The organism is Antrihabitans stalactiti (assembly GCF_012932915.1).
GTDB classification, from domain to species: Bacteria; Actinomycetota; Actinomycetes; order Mycobacteriales; family Mycobacteriaceae; genus Antrihabitans; species Antrihabitans stalactiti.
In genome coordinates, this window is record NZ_VCQU01000010.1 from 81,406 (window position 1) to 99,209 (window position 17,804).

Below are 17,804 nucleotides of genomic sequence, written 5' to 3' on the forward strand. Positions count from 1 at the left end.
TGGGCGGCCTCAGGCTTCGGCGATCTCCTTGATCGATGCCAAGCCCTTGTCGAAGTCCTTCAAGATCGCCTTGTCGAAGTACAGCTTTCCGAGGACGGTCATCAGGATGTTGCGGTCGCCGCTCATCGTCCACGAGAGCCTGGTCCCGCCGTCGGCAGGCGAGAGTTCGAAGATCGTCTTGTTCTTCGCTTTGAACGGAGTGATGAACTCCAAGTCGATGTCGACGCGGCTCGGCGTGGAGCCCGTGATCTCCATGTTTCCGCTGCCGACCTTCTTGTTGCCAACCCACGCGTACTTGGCGCCGACGCCCTTGTCGTTGCCGGTGAACGTGCGCTTCAGCTCTGGGTCGAGCGCCTCCCACGGCGACCACTTTCCCCACTCGTGGAAGTCGTTGAGAATCGCGTGAACCGTCGGGGCATCGGCCTTGATGGTGGTGGTACGGGTCTGTGCAAATGCTGGCATGGCTGAGGAGCCTAGCGTGATCAGTTGAGTTCCTCGCGGCAAACTTCGAGGGGTTTGGCTGCAATGCAGTCGTTCCAGTCGGACTGCTTGTCGCCTGACGTTGGCGGCTCGCCGCAACGAACTCCGCAACGGTCCGCGTTGATCACTCGCTCGCCGTTCGGCCAGTAGCACGCGGTCGCGTCGCAGGTGTAGCCGCGATCGACCGAACTTTCCTGATAGGTATCACCAGCATTCATCAGGGCGACTACGAAAATGGCGGGCGCAAGCACGCCGGTCGTGGCGGCCATGAGCGCGGTCATTTTCATCGTTCATCCTCCCGGTCCACCACACGATCGCCGTGAGTTTAGTTGTGATCGCGGAATCACGAATGCCGCTGCCCTCAGGCGCTGCGAGCCTCGGTGATCAGCTTTATCGCCCGCGGACCGACTCCATGCAGGCTGGAGAGCTCGCGCAGGTCGGCGGGCAAATCTGCGATGGTGCGGTAGCCGGCGTCGATCAGGGCGCCGGTCGCGGGTCGGCCGATCCGGATGCCGTCGAAGGTAGGGCCTCGGTCTGCGTCGCTCGATTCCATAGGTGTTCTCCTCCGCTATTTCTGTAGGACCCGAAAGGCGATCCGGCGGTTTCCGCCGTTGGCCTGCACGAGCGAGAACCACAGCAACAGCGCGCCGTCGACGACGTCCTGTTTGTCCTCGCCGAGGTAGGCAGGTCGTAGCCCGACCGCGCTGATCAATTCTTCGAGCACCGGCCGATCGGCCGCGCGGCAGGAGAAGAACAAGTCGGCAGGCTCGCCGTCGAAGATCGGCTCTGCGAAGTTCTCCCAGCCGAGGGTGTTGAACACTCGGGCGTAGCGGGCTGTCGGCACCGCGGCCGCCACCTGGACCGATGCGTTGGCGCTCGCTCCGCCGAACTGGTTGGTTGCATCGATAATCAGCTTGCCTGCAAGGGATTTGGCGTGTTCGGCCAACAACTCGCCGAGCGCACCGGGCGGCACAGCGAGCAGCACGACGTCGGCGGCGGCGAGCGCGGCGGCGACGTCGACGAGCGGCGGGCCGCCGACGGAGTCGCCCGGGTGGCGCGAACCCAGTTTCACCTCGTGGCCTGCCCGACCCAGTGCGTCGCCGAGAGTGGCACCGACCTTCCCGGTCCCGATTACACCAATTCGCATAGCAATCTCCTTCGCATCCGTTGCTAGTTGATACGACGCAGCGTGCCGAAAATCATCGGTCGGGAAGATCGAACAATGGGAACAGTCGCTCGGCGTCGAGGAAAGTCGTGATGTCGGAGATGAGCCCGTCAGCGATATCGAGAACGGTCAGCGCAAACGGTTCGTCTCGTTCGCCAGGGCCGACCGGCCGGTATTGAGCGAACGCCGGCGAGCCGTTCGCGCTGGTCGGCACCAGTCGTGCGCCCTCGCATGGACGATCGGCCGCACTCAGCGCTCGACGGATCTGCTCGCGGCCTTGAATCCACCACGGCAGAGGTGGCATCGACATCGTCACGTCGTCGCGCATGACTGAGACCATGCCATCGATGTCGTAGCGCTCGAAGGCGTCGCAGTAGCGCGCAAGCAGTGCCGCGTGATGAGGGTCGAGGGGGTCGTAGCTCGACCCTTGGCCGGCCGAGGTCGAATTGATCGTTGCCCGCGCGCGCTGGAGGGCGCTGTTGACCGATGCCTGGCTCGTGTCGAGCAGAGCCGCAACTTCTACGGCGGTCAGTCGGAAGACGTCGACAAGGATCAGTGCAGCACGTTGGCGTGGCGGAAGCTGTTGCAGCGCAGCGACAAAGGCGAACCGGATCGTTTCGCGTTGGGTCACGATCTCGGCAGGGTCGGCGCTGGTCGGGACCGCGCGAGCATCGGGTACCGGCAGGATCCACGACTCGTCCGGCAGGGGTGTGCCCACATTGGGTCCTGGAGCCGATGCGTCCGAGAAGTCCATGGCGCGGGCTCGACGCTGCGAGCTACGCAGCATGTCCAGGCAAATGTTGGTGGCAATTGCGAACAGCCAGGTCCGTACGCTGGCCCGACCTTCGTCGAAATCCGCGCGGCTGCGCCACGCTCTTTCGAACGTCGCCTGCACAGCGTCTTCGGCTTCGAACCCCGAACCGAGCATGCGATAGCAGTAGCCCGTCAACGGGATCCGCAGCACCTCGACCGCTGCACCGAACGAACCGCCTGGATCAGAGAGCACCCACCGACACTAACTCGGCGCCGTGTCAGCCGGCTGGGACGACCAGGTCGTGGACGAAGCGCATCTTCTCCAACACGTTCGGTGCGAGGACGAACGGGTAAAGGTCCTGGTGGCCCATCGAACGGTTGATCTGGTTCAACGACCACGACAGCGGCAGCCACCAGTCGATGATGCGGGTGAAACCGATCTCGCCCGGCAGTGGGGATTCGAGGGTCGACGCCGCTGGCGCCATCCCGAAGGCGGCTGACGTGTCCAGTGTGTCCCGGATATGCAGGTAGTGCGCGAAGGTCTCGGCCCAGTCTTCGGCGGGATGCATTGTCGCGTAGGAGGAAACGTAGTCCGACTCCCAGCCGGCGGGCGCGCCCTCGGAGTAGTGGCGGTCCAAGGCGGCTTGGTAGTCGTCGTCGGGGTTCCCGAAGAGCTTTTCGAATCGCGCACGATGCTCGCCGTCGCCGACGAGAACGGTCTGGTAGTAGTGCCCGATCTCGTGGCGAAAATGCCCGACCAGCGTGCGGTACGGCTCGGCCATCGAGACGCGAAGTCGTTCCCTGTGCACATCGTCGCCCTCGGCGAGGTCGAGCGTGATGAGACCGTTGTCGTGACCGGTGATCACGTTTTCCTGCACGCTCGACAGCAGATCGAATGCCAGTCCGCCTGTCGGATCCTGGTCGCGCCCCGTGATAGGCAGCCCGAGTTCAGTGAGTTCGAGAATGACCCGACGCTTGTTGGTCTCGGCATCGGCGAATGCCGTCATGCCGTCGATGTCGTTGTCCGACGGGCGGGTTCGAGTCAACCGGCACGACTCACACAACGGTTCGTCCGACTCCACCTCGACCAGCCAATTGCACCGCGCCACTTTGAGATTGGCGCAACTTCGCCATTGAGTCTCACCCTCGAGCACAGTGTTGTCGGAATTGTCGAGGGCGAGCATCGTCCGAGTCGGTAGGTGGAACCGCACAAAACTACGGCAGTTCAAACACACCGAGTTCTCGAACGTCAATTGCTGCCCACAGTGTCGACACACAAAATCACGCATACGGCCACATCCCTTGTCCCCGTGGTCGCCCAGTGCGCACACTCGTCCTCGACTACCCAACCAGACCAGTTGAAAAACACCGCATCCGGCGGAGTGTCCTAGATCACCACGCTGCTGCGCATCCTCAGTTGTAGAGCCGTGCGATGAACGCATTCAGGTTGGTGCGCAGCCGCGCGACCTTCTCTTCTGGACTGAGATCCTCGCGATAGCGATTTCCCATTGCAGGCTGCTTTCGTCCACGCGCGTACAGCGAGCAGGCGAGGTCCGCGCACATATAGGTGCCGACCGAGTTGCCACGCCGCCCGGACTCGCCGGCCTTCGAGGCCGTCATCAGGACAACGCCGCCGCCGGTGTGCGTGGTCGTGCAGATTGCGCACATTTGCGCTTTGCCGAATCCGCCGGTTTCGTGGCGCAGGGCAACCCCGACCAGACGACCGTCCTGGGGCGCCACCAGGTAGCAGCGGCCAGGCAGGGACGGTTCCGTCCAGCCGAGGAAGTCGAGGTCGTCCCACGGCCGCTCGTCCAAGTCACGAGGCACGCGTAACCGCTTGGCATCGCCCTTCGAGCAGTTGACGAACGACGATCTGATCTCGCGTTCGATGACGGGTTCCATGGTGTTTCGACTCCTCGGGCGGTGTGGTTTGCCGTCGTGACGTTAGGGGAGGTCGTTACTTCGGGCAAGGGAATTTGCGGCAGCACAGCTCGCTACAGTCGGTGTTCGATACATCGACAGCAATCCACGGAGGCGTTGTGCGCGCGATTCAGGTAAAGCGTTTGGACGGACCGAGTGCTGTCGAGCTGGTCGAAATCGATGAGCCGTCGGCGGACGACGCCGTGGTGATCGTCGATGTGGCAGCAGCTGGAATCACCTATCCCGATGTGCTGTTGACTCGTGGGAAGTACCAGCTGAAGCCGCCGCTTCCGTTCGTCGTCGGGAGCGAGGTCGCTGGAGTGGTCCGGTCGGCGCCTGCCGATGCGGGTGTTTCGCCGGGTGACCGCGTGCTCGGACTCGCGGTATTCGGTGGTGGCGCAGCCGAAGTCGTCGCGTTGCTCCCTGGTCTGGTGTTTCCTTTACCCGCCAACGTCTCGTTGGAGCAGGGCGCCGGACTGCTGACCAACGATTTCACCGCGCACTTCGCCCTTCGTGAGCGCGGACGCCTACGTGGGGGCGAAACGGTCCTCGTTCACGGCGCGGCGGGCGGAGTCGGTACGTCAGCGTTGCGCATGGCCCGCGCGCTCGGCGCCGGTAGGACGATCGGCGTGGTCAGCACACCGGAGAAGGGTGACGTCGCGCGGGCGGCTGGTGCGACCGACGTCGTCTTGGTCGACGGTTGGCTTGCGGCGGTCAAGAACCTCACAGGTGCGGCAGGGGTCGACATCGTGATCGACCCGGTCGGCGGCGACCGATTCACCGACAGCGTCCGTTCGCTCGGTCGCGGCGGGCGGTTGCTCGTCATCGGGTTCACGGGAGGCGAGATTCCGACCGTCAAGGTCAATCGATTGCTGTTGAACAACGTCGAGGTCGTCGGCGTCGGCTGGGGTGAGTGGGTGCGCGGGGACCCAACGTTCCTGGCTGAACAGTGGAAGGAGATCCGCGCGCTCCTGGAAAGCGGTGCGCTGTCGGCGCCGGATCCAGTGGTGTTCCCGCTCGACCAGGCAGCGGCTGCGCTCGATTCCCTCGAAAGCCGTACTGCGACAGGCAAGATCGTCCTAGGGTTGTAACGAAGCCACGATCCTCGAGAGGTCACCATGCAGACGGAAATCAGTTGCGGACCTGCGTTCGCATTCGCCGAAATCGCTGTTCCGCCAGGTGGATCGGTGCGGGTCGAGGCAGGCGCGATGGCGATGATGCGGGGCGATGTCTCGACCACGACGTCGACGAGTGGTGGCTTCTTGAAAGGGCTACGCCGCTCTCTGGGAGGGGCGAGTTTCTTCGTCAACGACTTCACCAGCCAACGCGGGGGACTCGTCGGGGTTGCAGGCACGCTCCCCGGCGACCTGGTTCAGACGTCTGTCGCCGGCGGAACGGCGCTGCTCGTGCAGTCCGGCTGTTGGCTGGCCTCCGATCCGACCGTCGACGTCGACTCGAAATGGGGCGGGAGCAAAGGCCTTTTCAGTGGCGCGGGTTTGGTCCTGCTGCGGTGCAGCGGAAACGGCGACATCCTGCTGTCGAGCTACGGCGCAATCCGGTCGTTCACACTGGCCCCTGGCGAACCCATCACGCTCGAGTCCGGTCACGTTGTCGCGTTCGACGAGTCGGTGCAGTACCGCATTCGCAAGGCGGGTGGTTGGAAGTCGACGATTCTCGGTGGAGGTGGCATCGTCACCGAGTTCACCGGCCCGGGTCGGGTGTGGATGCAGACCCGAAGCGCGACGGACCTCGTCGATTGGCTTCGTTCCCGGCTGCCGTCGAACAGCGGTAACAACGAGGCCTCGTCATAACCGACACAACAGGACCACGTACGAAGTTCTTCACGTCTCCACAGGTAGGTAGGGAATACTGCAACCTGTGCTGACGCACCACTGGATCCGGCTGCGACGACCCCGAGTGCTGCTCACGCTCGCGGTCACAGCGTCGGTGGTCTTGACAGCCTGCTCGGGACTGCGCTCCGAATCGGATACCGCTGTGGTGAATTCTGCGGCGACTCCTCGGCTCACGCTCGATACGACCGTCAAGTACGGAAATCTGTACAAAGACGGTCTACTGCCGGTCGGTGACAACAAATATGTTCTCGACCAGGCTCGCGCTGGATATGTTTACGTTTGCCCGAAGTACGCGCACGCCTTGACGACTGCACCGCCGATTGGTGCGAACGTTCCAGGTCCGTGGTTCAGTGCAGACCGTCAGTGGTACGACCCGAGCAAGAAAGTGCACGTGGAAGGCCACGTACATCACGAGGACGCCGAGTTTTCCGAAACGGTGGGGCACTCGCACATCATCACCACGAACGACATTCCCCGGTTTCACACCACGGGGGTATTCCCGATCAGCCCGACCGACGTGGCCTTTTCCTACGACCAGAATCCCAACGAGATCGACGAGCAAAACCTGACGTACGTGCTCCCTGTGGCCCCGAGCTACGGCGAGCCGCAATGCGTCGGCCACGAGGTCGGCGTCATGTTGTCGGGCGTTGTCCTCTACACCGCGCTCGACGCGACTGGGCGCGATGCCGGTGCTTGGGAGGTGCAGGACGACTGCGACGGTCACCCCGAGCTGACGAGCACGTACCACTACCACACGGGCAGCCCCTGCATGCCGACCGCTTCGACCACCGAGGTGCTCGGCTACGCCCTCGACGGGCACCCCATCACTGGCGCGAAAATCGATGCCGAAAACGTCCTGACCACGCGCGATCTCGATGAATGCCATGGGATTACGAGCACCGTTAATGTCAACGGTCAATCGGTCGAGATGTACCACTACGTCCTGACAGCCGACTTCCCGTACACGGTGAGCTGCTTCCGCGGCCGACCGATCGCCTCACCCAGCGTCACCGGTCGAGAGCACGAACCACCGCCGTCTCCGCACTAGCGGTCAAAGACGGCGCGGGTCGGCGCTTCGCACCGTCGCGGACCGCGGAGGCGATTTCGCTGCCGGTCGCGCGCCAGAGGTCGGGCCGATCCCGCAGGGCGCGCCAAGCAGCGAGGACGAGACGTCGGGGGTTGAGCAATTGCGCTGGCAGCAATTCGTGGTTCAGCAGCCGAAGCAGACGCGTCGTGGCCTCGGGGTCGGTGGCGATGTCACGCAGAATGCGGTTGACCAGCGGGGTCGTCGTGCCCGGGGCGCCCATGTCGGATGCAAACAAATACATCGGATACGCGTCTTTGTCGCGCCAGCGCCACCAACGCTGGGTCGCGGCGTCGACAGCAGCGGTATCGGCAAGGTCGTCGGGCAGGTCTTCGGCGAGGCGCTCGGCCTGCCGCAGAGCGTCGGCGATGCCCTGGGCCGGCGTGAAATCTTTGAAATGTCCGGCGTCGCCGAGCAGTGCCCACCCGGCGCCGGCGGACTGCCGGAAGTAGCTGTGCCAGTCGTTCATCACCCGAATCGGTCCGACGCGTCGTGCATCGCCGAGCAGGTCGGCAAGCTCGGACCAGCCGGCGATCCCAGCGCGGAATGCGGCGTTCCGGTTGGAGTGGAACTCGGCGCGTTGTGCCCAGTCGACTGCGATGCCTGCCATGTACAGACCGGAATCGGTGGGACTGGCAAGAAAGGCTAGAGCGCCACGGCGACCGAGCCGAAGCCTGCCTTCCCGGTCACCTACCCCTTCGAAATACGCCCACGCCGGCATCCGGCCAGGCGGGCGAACGTCGTATTCCGCCGCACCGACTGCGGCTGCGACGCTCGAATGACGACCGTCCGCGCCGACGACGAGACGAGCGCCGATCGGGCCACCCTCGGTATCGACGCCGACAACTCGCCCGTCCTCGACGAGAAGACCGGTCATCTTTGTCCCGGTGCGTACGTCCGCGCCCGCCGTGCCCGCCGCCTCGACCAGTACCGAGTCGAGCGTGCCTCGCCGAACGCACAGTCCTGGCTGGGTGAACACTGCTTGGTCCAGCGCACCGTCGATACGGACGTCGTCATTGACCAGGGTGAACCGGTCGATTTTGGGCGCACCGGACGCGAGGACGGTGTCGAGCACGCCGATGCGGTCGAGAATGCCGACACCACACGGCTGGATCACATGGGTCGAGGGCGTGTCCGACGGAAAGTGCGCCTTGTCCAGCACGCACACGCGTAGCCCACGCCGCGCCAGCAAGACGGCGAACGGCGACCCGGCGCAGCGTGCTCCGACAATCGCGACGTCGAAATGTTCCATCGTGCGTCCCTCCAGCGAAGAACTTACCACTGGTCAGTCTGCACCGATTCTGCAAACTTATCAATGGTCAGATCCGCGCTATGATCCGGGGATGACGGCGAGCAAACGGCCCTACCATCACGGCAATCTGCGAGAGGCAGCAATCGAGGCTGCGGTGGCGGAGGTGCAGCGCGTTGGCGCTGCGGGAGTGAGCATGCGCGAAATCGCACGACGCGCAGGCGTCGCACATTCCGCGCTGGCGTACCAGTTCGGCGACAAGTCGGGGCTGTTCACAGCGGTCGCGACCGAAGGTTTCCGTCTGGCCGCCGACGCCATCGGCCCCGCGGCGACCGGGCCGGAGGGGTTTCTGCAAGGCGGGATGGCGTACGTCATGTTCGCACTGACGCATCCTGGCCACTTCGAAGTGATGTTTCGTGCCGACCTCTACCGTGCGGACGATCCCGACCTGATCGAAGCTCGCGATGCGGCTTTCGCGATCCTCGACGGCAGTGCCCGCATCAGCCTCTCCGCCAAGCCGGGGGAAGACGTCACCGGTGCGGTGGTCGCCGGCTGGGCACTCTCACACGGGTTCGCGTCGTTGTGGATGACGGGAAATCTGCAGGACCGCACCGGCGCCGACCCGGTGCAGTTCGCCGGTCAACTCGCGCGCGGCATCGTCAGGCTCGGCGAACTCGCCCAGCGACAGATCGACAGTGCCTGATTGTCGTGACCAAAATTCGGGTAGCCGGTCCGCGAGACGTTGTGGGAGGTTGTTTTCATGGAGCATCGGTATCCGCCAGAGGTCGACCAGGCGCTGAAATCTGTCGCGGAGCGGTACGGTCTGTCGCTCGATTCTGTGCAGAGCCTCTTCTTCGCCGTGGGCAGAGGCGGCGGAAGGATGGCGCAGTTCTCCATACCGGAACTGGGTGGCAGTGGGCAGTGGATGCTGGGTGGAATGACCATGGTGGGCAACATGTTCGACCATGGGCTCAAGGCGCGAGTTGACGCGTTGTGCAACGAGTTGGCGACGCTGTGGTCGTCGATGCCTACACCACGGACGGCGGATGCCGCGCGTGACGCGGGGTTCTCGGGTGATCGTTGGTGGCCGGAGGAGTTGGGTGTGCCCAGCTCGAGCGGTGGCCAGAACGAGACTCGCTACGCGTACTTTCCTCGCGCTCGGCGCCTCGCGATTTCCTCCGCGGGCCGTGTGACGGTGTACGACACGCTCGAGCACTCCATCGGCGGCGTGTCACAGCAGCAGGGGAGTGGGCCGAGCAGCCTGCAGTTCTCCAGTCAGGTCGGAACGTTCTCGGTGTCGAGTTTGCCCGTAGTCGAACCCACCGCTGTCGAACCCACCGCTGTCGAACCCACCGCTGAAGCGCCAACGCCTGCGGCTCCGACCGAGCGGGCGGCGCCCGAATCGGGTATCTCGGCAGATTCGATCATCAGCTCGATCGAAGCCCTTGCCGGACTGCATGCTCGTGGAATCCTCAGCGACGACGAATTCTCGGCGAAGAAGGCCGAACTGCTCTCCCGGCTGTAGGTGCCGGGCACGTCGTCATCGAACCAGTTCCAGCTTCGGCTTTCCGACATCGGCGAGCGCGGCTGCCAGGGTCGGGTAGGGATTCAGGGCTGAGGAAAGTCCGGTCACCTCGAGAACGCGGTTGACGCACAGGGTCCCGGCAACCATGAGTACGCGGCGCCCGGTGAAGCACGCGGCGGCTTGGGCGCCGATCAACGCATCGAGACCGGCCAACCCGAGGAAGGTCATCTCCGAAAGGTCCAGGACAACGGTGCGTTCGCCGGCGCGGACCTGCCACATCAGCTGAGTGTTGAAGTCCTTCGCATTGGCGAGGTCGACTGCACCGGTCACCTTGATCACTGTGACCCCGGCGGCAATGCGCATGGACGAAGAAGCGGTGGGGAGTGGGACGCGATCGCTGCGCATGTGGAATCCCAGGTGGCTGAATCGAGAAGGCGCCAGGGTCTGGGGCGGCGGGAATTTAATCTCCGACAGTGGTTCAAAACTATCACGGTCAGACAGGTCTGTCTGCATCCGAAATCGCTACGGTGACCAGCGTGGCGTCCTCGCCTACAACGTGCGCCGTGCCGGGTTGGCGCCGCGTAGAGTTAACGGTTACCGACCTAGACCCCGTCGAATCCGTCGACCGAATTGTCGCCGAAACGAATGGGGAATTGTCATGAACAGCGCAGCCGCCGGGGCGTCCCCGACAGGCGGTGGCGACGGCACGTCGGTGTGGCGTGACCGGAAACGTTATCTGTGGATGCTCAGCCCGCTTGCACCGGCGACGGCATTGCTTCCTTCGCAATTGGTGCTGCATACCGGGATGACGGTGTTCTGGTGGTTCGGGCCGATCCTGGTATTCGGCGTGGTGCCGATCCTTGACGCGGTGGTTGGAGCGGACGGTTCGAATCCGCCTGACGAGATGTACGCCATGCTCTCGCAGGACCGGTTCTACCGGTGGTGCACGTACCTCTTTCTGCCGGTGATGCTGGTGGGGCTGGTCGTTGCTGCTCACATGTGGTCGAGCGGAGGGCTGAGTGTGGTTGACAGCATTGGCTTGGCAGTCACGGTGGGCCTCGTCAGCGGCATCGGGATCAACGCCGCCCACGAGCTGGGGCATCGCGTCGAAAAGCTCGAACGCTTGCTGGCGAAGGTGGCGTTGGCGCCGTCGGCTTACGGGCATTTCTACACCGAGCACAACCGCGGTCACCACGTGAACGTCGCGACGTGGGCGGATCCCGCGTCGGCACGATTCGGCGAAAGTCTGTGGAAGTTCTTGCCGCGCAGCATCGTCGGAGGCTTGCGTTCGGCCTGGACGCTCGAACGCAACAGGCTCGCTTATCGTGGACGAACGCCTTTCACCGTGCACAACGATGTCCTGCAGGCATGGGCCCTCAGTGTGCTGCTGTTCTCGACTCTCATTGCGATTTTCGGATGGTCGATCGCGCCCTATCTGGTCGTGCAGGCGGTCGTCGCTTTCACCATGCTCGAAACGACGAACTACATCGAGCACTACGGCCTTCGTCGGCGTGTACTGCCGAACGGTCGCCATGAGCGATGCAGTCCGCAGCACAGTTGGAACAGTGACCGACTACTGACCAACGCGTTCTTGTTCCACTTGCAGCGGCACAGCGACCACCACGCCAACCCCGGTCGGCGATACCAGACTCTGCGCAGCTTCGATGACGCCCCGCAACTTCCTGCCGGCTACGCCACGATGATTGTGTTCGCGATGATTCCACCGTTGTGGCGAGCAGTGATGGACCATCGCGTACTCGCGCATTGCCGCGGCGACGCGCAACGGGTGAACGTAGATCCGCGCCGCCGCGAGCAACTCCACGCTCGCAGCCAGCGCTTCGCTGGACGCGACGAATCTGGTTGTGGGGCTTAATGATTTCCCTGACCGGTCCACCACGTCGGCGACCGCCGTCGCCACAAACCGATCGATTGCGGGCGCTGTCGGGCCGGTCCGGGGTCGCGGTCTGCGAACCGTCTGGTCAGCGTGTGCCGACTAATGTGGGCGCATGCCGGCTTTGCGTGGAAATGGGTCGAGTGAAGCGCGTTCGATCGCGGAATCGTTCGGCACGGACGCGCGCCGATACGACCGAGCCCGCCCCCGCTACCCGGATGAGTTGGTAGCGCGAATCGTCGCCGCGAGCCCTGGGCCTGACGTGCTCGACGTCGGTTGTGGTTCCGGCATCGCAGCGCGGCAGTTCGAGGCCGCGGGCTGTGCGGTGCTCGGCATCGAGCCGGATCCGCGAATGGTCGACTTCGCGCGAGCCAAGGGCCTGCGCGTCGAGGGAGCAACGTTCGAAGAATGGCAGCCGGCCGGTCGGACGTTCGGCGCGGTCATCGCCGCTCAATCCTGGCACTGGGTCGATCCGGTCGCCGGTCCACGCAAGGCTGCCCAGGTGCTCAGCTCTGGCGGGAGATTGGCGATCTTCGGGCACGTCTTCGAGCCGCCCATCGAAGTGGCCCAGCCGTTCGCCGACGCCTACCGGAAGGTGGTGCCTAACTCGCCCTTCGGTGACCTGCCTGCACGACGTCCGCTCGACGTCTACCGGGATGGATATGCGAAGTTCGCCGAACGAATCCGGGACACCGGACAGTTCGACCACGCCGAACACTGGCAGTTCGATTGGACGCAGCGCTACACCCGCGACCAGTGGCTTGACCTGCTACCCACCACCGGTGGCCTGACCCAACTGGGTCAAGGCCAACTGGCCGAGATCCTCGACGCTGTCGGCACGGCCATCGATGCAATGGGTGGACATTTCACGATGGAGTACTCCACCCTCGCGACCACAGCTGTGCGCGTCGACGCTCCCTAACTGGGGACCTTCGGTCCGACCTTTCTTGCGAGGTCGACTGCGGCGGCGTTCGCCTCATCGCTGGAGATTTTGAGTACTGCTACCTGCACCGTGTTGGATCTGTTGCCTGCCGGAAATTCGACCTGGCGGCTGCCGAGATACCGCATGCCGTCGGGGCCTGGGGTGCTGCCGTCGGGGAATCCAGGGTCGGTAGATGGCAGCGTGTTGTTCGGCGCGGTTCCGGGACTGCCGATCTCCAGTGTCACCGATTCGTACGTGTCCTGGTTTTCCCACATGCAAGCCCCTGTGCCGGGCGTGGTTGACGTGGGCTTTCCCGGTACCGATGTGCCGAGTAGAGCAGTGATGTCCGCAGCCGGAATCAATGCACAGGCGTCGATTACGGCGGTGCTCGCAGACGACGCGGGCGCGGACGCCGCCGCGCTCGCGTCACTGATCTTGCTCTCGCTCGAGTTGTCACTGGATCCGCATGCCGCTACGCAGCACGCGGCCGCGACGAGTACAAGCGGGAACAGTCGATGGGTCTTTGATGGGTCGTTAGGTTCGGTCATGGACCTTATCCTCGCCGTGCGAGCCGCTCACGCGGGCGGGTTTCATACGACGAGAAACAAGAACGACCCCAATCGCGTACAAGGCCAGCGAAAGCTGTTGCGCCACAAGGATCTGCCAGTCGGAGTATGCAGCGCTGATCGTCGCCACATCCGTCACCGACTGGGTATCGGCGAGTCCGGTGGCGGCTCGCGCGAGAAAGAACGGCGTGTTGGTGGCAACGTGAAACACGATCGCAGCTTCGAGTCCGCCTGTTCGGATGGTCAACCATCCGAGGACGACTCCCCACAGCAGGAGATTGACGAAACCCCAACCCGTTCCGAACCCATGAGCGATCGCGAATATCACGCTGGCGGCGGCGATCCCAGGCCACGGCGAACGAAGGTACGCGCCGAACGACTGCACAAACCAGCCCCGGAAGGCGAATTCTTCGGCCGCGGCCTGGATCGGGACGATGAGCAGAAGGACGACCGACGCCAGCAACAGGCGATGCCATCCGGCGAACTCGTGTCCGAGCAGTTCGCTGGCGCGTCCTTCGGGAAGCAGCCACAACACCCCGCCGAGGACCGTTGGCACAACAATCGCTACGCCCAGGCAGGCGAGCAGCCATCGCCAGCGGAGTCTGCCCAGAACAGAGGACAAGGTCCCGATCGGCCGACGTTGAATCACCCGTGCGGCGAAGAAAACCAAGGGGATCAACGCGGCTAGCGCGAGCAGTTGCAGCGCAAGGTCGACGAGCGGCTCACGAAACCACAGGACGTCGCCGAAGTCCGAACGCGCGGCCTGGGTGAGCACCGAACCGACGAGGATATAGCCGACTACGACCACGGCCGTGCCCAAAGGTGGCCGCCACCAGCGGTGCAGAGCTGTCAACGCGAGTCGGTGGTACGGCGTTCCCGGTGGTGGGCCGACCACTCGCCCTTGCATCTCGTCAGTCACATGGTTCATTGTGGGCGAGGTTCGCGCCGAGCCTGTGTCTCATTGGCTAGAAGTCCGAGCATGCCTGGAAAGCGTGCTTCGAGGTCCTTGCGGCGGAGTCTGACCTTGCGGCTGTTGCCGTAGTCGATTTGAGTGACCAGACCGGCCTCTCTGAGTACGCGAAAATGGTAGGTCAGGCTCGATTTCGATACCCCGAGCTCGAAGGACGCGCAGGTGCGTTCGGTCCCGTCCGGTTCGCCGATCAGCGTGGTCACGACCTGGCGCCGCAACGGATCGGCGAGAGCGGCGAGGACCGTGCCGAGATCCATCTCGGTGATCTCGGGGTGTCCTTGTTCGTCCGGCATCCGCTACCTCTCGCTTAGGTACGCTAGGTACGACGACAATCGTACCTAGGGGGAGTGGTGGCCAATGACAACGCGATTCACGGGTAAGTCCGTCCTCGTGACCGGCGGCGGCTCAGGCATCGGACGGGCGACGGCCCGCGCGTTTGCCGCCGAAGGCGCCACCGTCGCGGTGCTCGGGCGACGCAAGCCGTCGCTGGACGACACCGTCGCGCTCATCGAAGCCTCCGGCGGCACAGCGAGCGCAATCGCCGCGGATGTCACCAACGCGGACGACCTCGCGCGGGCCATCGACACCGTCGTCGTCCGGCACGGGGGCTTGGATATCGCCTTCAACAACGCGGGCATCGTCACTACGGGCACGGTGGCCGACATCGACGAGCGCGATTGGACCACCACCCTCTCGACCAACCTCACCGGGGTGTGGCTCAGCATGAAGTACGAAATCGCGCACATGCGAGCCAACGGCGGCGGTGTCATCGTCAATACGGCGTCGAACTTGGGCGCACACATGACTCGACCGGGGATGGGCGCCTACGTCGCAACGAAAGCGGCGATCAGTGCTTTGACTCGTACCGCTGCGATCGAGAACATCGGCGCCGGCATCCGGATCAATGCCATCAGCCCCGGCCCCGCCGACACAGCTATGTCGCTCCGGCCGGGCGAAAGCCCCGCCGACCGCGCTGGTCGCCTGCGCTCGTCCATCCCGATAGGACGAGTCGGCAGTCTCGACGAAATCGCCGCGGCAGTCCTCTGGCTTGCCTCACCCGAGGCGGGGTTCATGGTCGGCCACGACCTCGTCGTCGACGGAGGCGCGAGCGTCTAGCTGTTCGAGTTGCCTGCCTGCCACTGCGACCACGGGACACTCCAGTCGCCGTAGGTATCCCACACAGGAAGAGTCGGACCGCCGGAGTTGGTGATTTCGACGACGTCGCCGATGTTGAAGTGGTCGAACATCCATTGAGCGTTGGCGGGCGCGAGATTCACGCAGCCATGTGAGACGTTGCTGCTGCCCTGGTCGCCGACCGACCACGGCGCCGAATGCACGAACTCTCCGTCGTTCGAGATCCGCAGGTCCAGGTCTACTTTTTCCCGGTAGTAGTTGGGATCGCCTTGGCACACGCCGTATGTGCACGAATCCATGACGATGCTGTCTTGCCTGGCGGAGACCACGTGCGGACCTTCGTGCGAGGGATGGCCGGGCGAGCCCAGACTCATCGGCATCGAATTCACCTGATTGCCGTTGTGGAAGACGGTCAGTAGCTCGGTGCTGCCGTCGGCTTTGGCCACCCACGAGTCGTGCACTGTGTAATCAGCCGAATTGTTTTCCGCGCCGAACACGCCGTTGCCGAGGTCGAGTCCGAAGACGTCGGCTTCGATATGGATTTTGGTGCCGGGTTGCCAGTAGTGCTCCGCGCGATAGTGAACGTTCGAATCGTCGGTCCAGTACCAAGCACCCTGCTGCGCCGGTTCGGTCGTCACTTTGAGGTGCTTCTCGATCTCGGCCCTGTTTGCGACCGGGGCGGTGAATTGAAAGACCATCGGCTGGCCGACACCGATCCCGATGCCCGCCACAACTTCGGGCGCAGGGACGACGTTTGCGTACGCAGTCTGGGCCGGCGACACCGTAGTGACCGTGAATGTCTGCTGCGCACTCACCATCACGTCGTTCGCAGCCTCGACGGCGATCGTGTACGTCGTGCCATAGGCCAGTGGGTCCTTGGTCGTCCACGACGCGTGATCGGACGCGAAATCGCCGTTCACGGTTTTGTTTTCGGCGTCGGCCGTCGTCACAGCGACCTTGATGAGGGTGCCGCCGTCGACGTTCACGACGATCGGCATTGCCGGGTTCAACGGCGGCTGCGTCGACGCCGGAACCGAAATCGTGACCGGCTCGATGAGCGGCGTGCCCGCGACCGGCGAACCTGTGGTCGGTGTGTCCGATCCACAGCCGCTGACCAGCAGTAGAACCGCCGCGACCGCACCGATGCTCGACCATCTGATCTTGTTCATGCCAAGCCTTTCAGATCGCGACGACTCGTCCATCCTATGTGGCGACAATCGCGTCGACCGCTGACGAGCCGATTGGTGGCGTGCGAGAATCCGATCGATGCAAGAGATTTGGCAGCTCAACGAAGCCAGGACCCGTTCGATCAGCCCGGAGAATCCGACGGGCTCGCGCGGTGCGGGCGGGCGGGCCACGTCCGGGACCGGCGCGCACGCTGCGCGTGAGTTGGGAATCGGGTGGAAGGTCTCGCCCTCGATAGATCTGCCGGCCGGGGAGACGATTGCGCTGGTGAATGTCGACGGACCGGGCGTGTTGCGACACCTCTGGCTGACGACCGACCGGTCCATGTTGCGGCTCCTGACTCTGCGGGCGTATTGGGACGGGGAGCAGGATCCGTCGATCGACGTGCCCCTAGGCGACTTCTTTTGCAACGGCTGGGACGAGCTCGCCTTGCTGGATTCCGACATGGTGGTGGTTGCTCCGGCCGGCGGATTGAACAGCTACTGGCCCATGCCCTTTCGCGAGCACGCGCGAGTGACGTTGCACAATTCCGGCGATCGGTCGGTCCCGGTGTACTACCAGGCCACCTACGACGAACAGAACGTGCCGGATTCTGCCGGCTACCTCCACGCGCAATGGCGGCGCAGCAATCCTCTCGGCAGTCCTGCGATACACACGATCGTCGACGGTGTTCACGCACACGGCCGGTATGTGGGCACGTACTTGGCGATCGCGCCTCGCGCGCCACGGTGGTGGGGGGAAGGGGAAATGAAGTTCTTCCTCGACGGCGACACCGACTACCCGACCATCTGCGGTACGGGCACCGAAGACTACTTCGGCGGTGCATGGAACTTCGATATCGAGGGCCGGTACCAGACCTACTCGACTGCCTACCTCGGACTCCATCAAGTGCTGCCGCGCGATCAGATCTACGAATCGGAGCAGCGGTTCGGTATGTACCGGTGGCACATTCGCGATCCGATCTGCTTCGAGCGCGACCTCCGCGTCACGCTGCAGGCTCTCGGCTGGGGCGACGACGGGCAGTATCTCCCGCTGGTGAACGCCGACATCGCCACGACCGCGCTGTGGTACTCGCAACACCTCGAGCAGATCGAGTAGCCGACCCGG

Annotated in this window: 22 protein-coding genes; 9 read left to right on the top strand and 13 right to left on the bottom strand. The window is 64.0% G+C overall.

Annotated elements, in window-relative coordinates; translation table 11 throughout:
• Positions 1 to 9: 9 nt before the first annotated feature.
• From FGL95_RS24905 to FGL95_RS24935, 7 genes are all read right to left on the bottom strand, one after another.
• Positions 10 to 462, bottom strand: coding sequence for an SRPBCC family protein (locus tag FGL95_RS24905; protein ID WP_169592305.1), 453 nt, complete (start codon positions 460 to 462; stop codon positions 10 to 12).
• A gap of 20 nt (positions 463 to 482) precedes the next feature.
• Positions 483 to 767 carry a hypothetical protein gene (locus tag FGL95_RS24910; protein ID WP_169592308.1) on the bottom strand — a complete coding sequence of 95 codons (285 nt, stop codon included), beginning with the start codon at positions 765 to 767 and terminating at the stop codon, positions 483 to 485.
• Positions 768 to 841: 74 nt separating this feature from the next.
• Positions 842 to 1,033 carry a helix-hairpin-helix domain-containing protein gene (locus FGL95_RS24915; RefSeq protein ID WP_169592311.1) on the bottom strand — a complete coding sequence of 64 codons (192 nt, stop codon included), beginning with the start codon at positions 1,031 to 1,033 and terminating at the stop codon, positions 842 to 844.
• Positions 1,034 to 1,048: 15 nt separating this feature from the next.
• Positions 1,049 to 1,765, bottom strand: a complete 717-nt coding sequence (locus FGL95_RS24920) for an NADPH-dependent F420 reductase (protein ID WP_338080020.1) — start codon at positions 1,763 to 1,765, stop codon at positions 1,049 to 1,051.
• Positions 1,680 to 2,651, bottom strand: coding sequence for an RNA polymerase subunit sigma-70 (locus tag FGL95_RS24925; RefSeq protein ID WP_169592316.1), 972 nt, complete (start codon positions 2,649 to 2,651; stop codon positions 1,680 to 1,682). The genes FGL95_RS24920 and FGL95_RS24925 overlap by 86 nt, the downstream gene beginning before the upstream one ends.
• Before the next feature lie 25 nt (positions 2,652 to 2,676).
• Complete coding sequence (locus FGL95_RS24930) at positions 2,677 to 3,687, bottom strand: zinc-binding metallopeptidase family protein (protein ID WP_169592319.1); 1,011 nt, start codon at positions 3,685 to 3,687, stop codon at positions 2,677 to 2,679.
• 124 nt (positions 3,688 to 3,811) lie between these two features.
• Positions 3,812 to 4,300, bottom strand: a complete 489-nt coding sequence (locus FGL95_RS24935) for an FBP domain-containing protein (protein ID WP_169592321.1) — start codon at positions 4,298 to 4,300, stop codon at positions 3,812 to 3,814.
• A 137-nt stretch (positions 4,301 to 4,437) separates the two neighbouring features.
• On the opposite strand from FGL95_RS24935, the gene FGL95_RS24940 reads away from it, so the two are divergent.
• From FGL95_RS24940 to FGL95_RS24950, 3 genes are all read left to right on the top strand, one after another.
• Complete coding sequence (locus FGL95_RS24940) at positions 4,438 to 5,409, top strand: zinc-binding dehydrogenase (RefSeq protein ID WP_169592324.1); 972 nt, start codon at positions 4,438 to 4,440, stop codon at positions 5,407 to 5,409.
• A 27-nt stretch (positions 5,410 to 5,436) separates the two neighbouring features.
• A complete protein-coding gene (locus FGL95_RS24945; protein ID WP_169592327.1) occupies positions 5,437 to 6,129 on the top strand; it encodes a TIGR00266 family protein in 693 nt (230 codons plus the stop codon).
• A 106-nt stretch (positions 6,130 to 6,235) separates the two neighbouring features.
• Positions 6,236 to 7,219 carry a YHYH protein gene (locus tag FGL95_RS24950; RefSeq protein WP_420838088.1) on the top strand — a complete coding sequence of 328 codons (984 nt, stop codon included), beginning with the start codon at positions 6,236 to 6,238 and terminating at the stop codon, positions 7,217 to 7,219.
• On the opposite strand, the gene FGL95_RS24955 is transcribed toward FGL95_RS24950, so the two are convergent.
• Positions 7,179 to 8,507, bottom strand: coding sequence for an NAD(P)/FAD-dependent oxidoreductase (locus FGL95_RS24955; protein ID WP_169592329.1), 1,329 nt, complete (start codon positions 8,505 to 8,507; stop codon positions 7,179 to 7,181). The genes FGL95_RS24950 and FGL95_RS24955 overlap by 41 nt on opposite strands.
• A 91-nt stretch (positions 8,508 to 8,598) precedes the next feature.
• Between FGL95_RS24955 and FGL95_RS24960 the strand changes: the two genes are divergently transcribed.
• Complete coding sequence (locus tag FGL95_RS24960) at positions 8,599 to 9,207, top strand: TetR/AcrR family transcriptional regulator (protein ID WP_169592332.1); 609 nt, start codon at positions 8,599 to 8,601, stop codon at positions 9,205 to 9,207.
• A 57-nt stretch (positions 9,208 to 9,264) separates the two neighbouring features.
• Positions 9,265 to 10,029, top strand: coding sequence for an SHOCT domain-containing protein (locus FGL95_RS24965; RefSeq protein ID WP_169592335.1), 765 nt, complete (start codon positions 9,265 to 9,267; stop codon positions 10,027 to 10,029).
• A gap of 15 nt (positions 10,030 to 10,044) precedes the next feature.
• Here the strand turns inward: FGL95_RS24965 and FGL95_RS24970 are convergent, their stop codons facing one another.
• Positions 10,045 to 10,434 (bottom strand): STAS domain-containing protein, encoded by a 390-nt coding sequence (locus FGL95_RS24970; RefSeq protein ID WP_169592337.1) that lies wholly within the window; start codon positions 10,432 to 10,434, stop codon positions 10,045 to 10,047.
• A 253-nt stretch (positions 10,435 to 10,687) separates the two neighbouring features.
• Here FGL95_RS24970 and FGL95_RS24975 point away from each other — a divergent pair, with 253 nt between their 5' ends.
• Together FGL95_RS24975 and FGL95_RS24980 are read left to right on the top strand one after the other, a co-directional pair.
• Complete coding sequence (locus FGL95_RS24975) at positions 10,688 to 11,902, top strand: alkane 1-monooxygenase (RefSeq protein ID WP_240963286.1); 1,215 nt, start codon at positions 10,688 to 10,690, stop codon at positions 11,900 to 11,902.
• 133 nt (positions 11,903 to 12,035) lie between these two features.
• Positions 12,036 to 12,842 (top strand): class I SAM-dependent methyltransferase, encoded by an 807-nt coding sequence (locus FGL95_RS24980; protein WP_169592340.1) that lies wholly within the window; start codon positions 12,036 to 12,038, stop codon positions 12,840 to 12,842.
• Here FGL95_RS24980 and FGL95_RS24985 read toward each other — a convergent pair.
• The 3 genes from FGL95_RS24985 to FGL95_RS24995 are packed head-to-tail and all read right to left on the bottom strand — an operon-like array spanning position 12,839 to position 14,671.
• Positions 12,839 to 13,390, bottom strand: coding sequence for a hypothetical protein (locus FGL95_RS24985; RefSeq protein ID WP_169592343.1), 552 nt, complete (start codon positions 13,388 to 13,390; stop codon positions 12,839 to 12,841). The genes FGL95_RS24980 and FGL95_RS24985 overlap by 4 nt on opposite strands.
• Positions 13,377 to 14,327, bottom strand: a complete 951-nt coding sequence (locus tag FGL95_RS24990; protein ID WP_169592346.1) for a CPBP family glutamic-type intramembrane protease — start codon at positions 14,325 to 14,327, stop codon at positions 13,377 to 13,379. Before FGL95_RS24990 ends, FGL95_RS24985 begins: the two co-directional genes overlap by 14 nt.
• Before the next feature lie 5 nt (positions 14,328 to 14,332).
• On the bottom strand, positions 14,333 to 14,671 hold the full coding sequence (locus tag FGL95_RS24995; RefSeq protein WP_169592350.1) for an ArsR/SmtB family transcription factor: 339 nt from the start codon (positions 14,669 to 14,671) through the stop codon (positions 14,333 to 14,335).
• A gap of 64 nt (positions 14,672 to 14,735) precedes the next feature.
• Between FGL95_RS24995 and FGL95_RS25000 the strand changes: the two genes are divergently transcribed.
• Entirely contained in the window at positions 14,736 to 15,494 is a 759-nt protein-coding gene (locus tag FGL95_RS25000; protein ID WP_169592352.1) for an SDR family NAD(P)-dependent oxidoreductase, read from the top strand.
• Here the strand turns inward: FGL95_RS25000 and FGL95_RS25005 are convergent.
• Positions 15,491 to 16,681 carry a L,D-transpeptidase gene (locus tag FGL95_RS25005; protein WP_169592355.1) on the bottom strand — a complete coding sequence of 397 codons (1,191 nt, stop codon included), beginning with the start codon at positions 16,679 to 16,681 and terminating at the stop codon, positions 15,491 to 15,493. The two genes, FGL95_RS25000 and FGL95_RS25005, sit on opposite strands and share 4 nt — an antisense overlap.
• Before the next feature lie 97 nt (positions 16,682 to 16,778).
• On the opposite strand from FGL95_RS25005, the gene FGL95_RS25010 reads away from it, so the two are divergent.
• Positions 16,779 to 17,795 (top strand): glycoside hydrolase family 172 protein, encoded by a 1,017-nt coding sequence (locus tag FGL95_RS25010; protein WP_169592358.1) that lies wholly within the window; start codon positions 16,779 to 16,781, stop codon positions 17,793 to 17,795.
• Positions 17,796 to 17,804 lie beyond the last annotated feature (9 nt).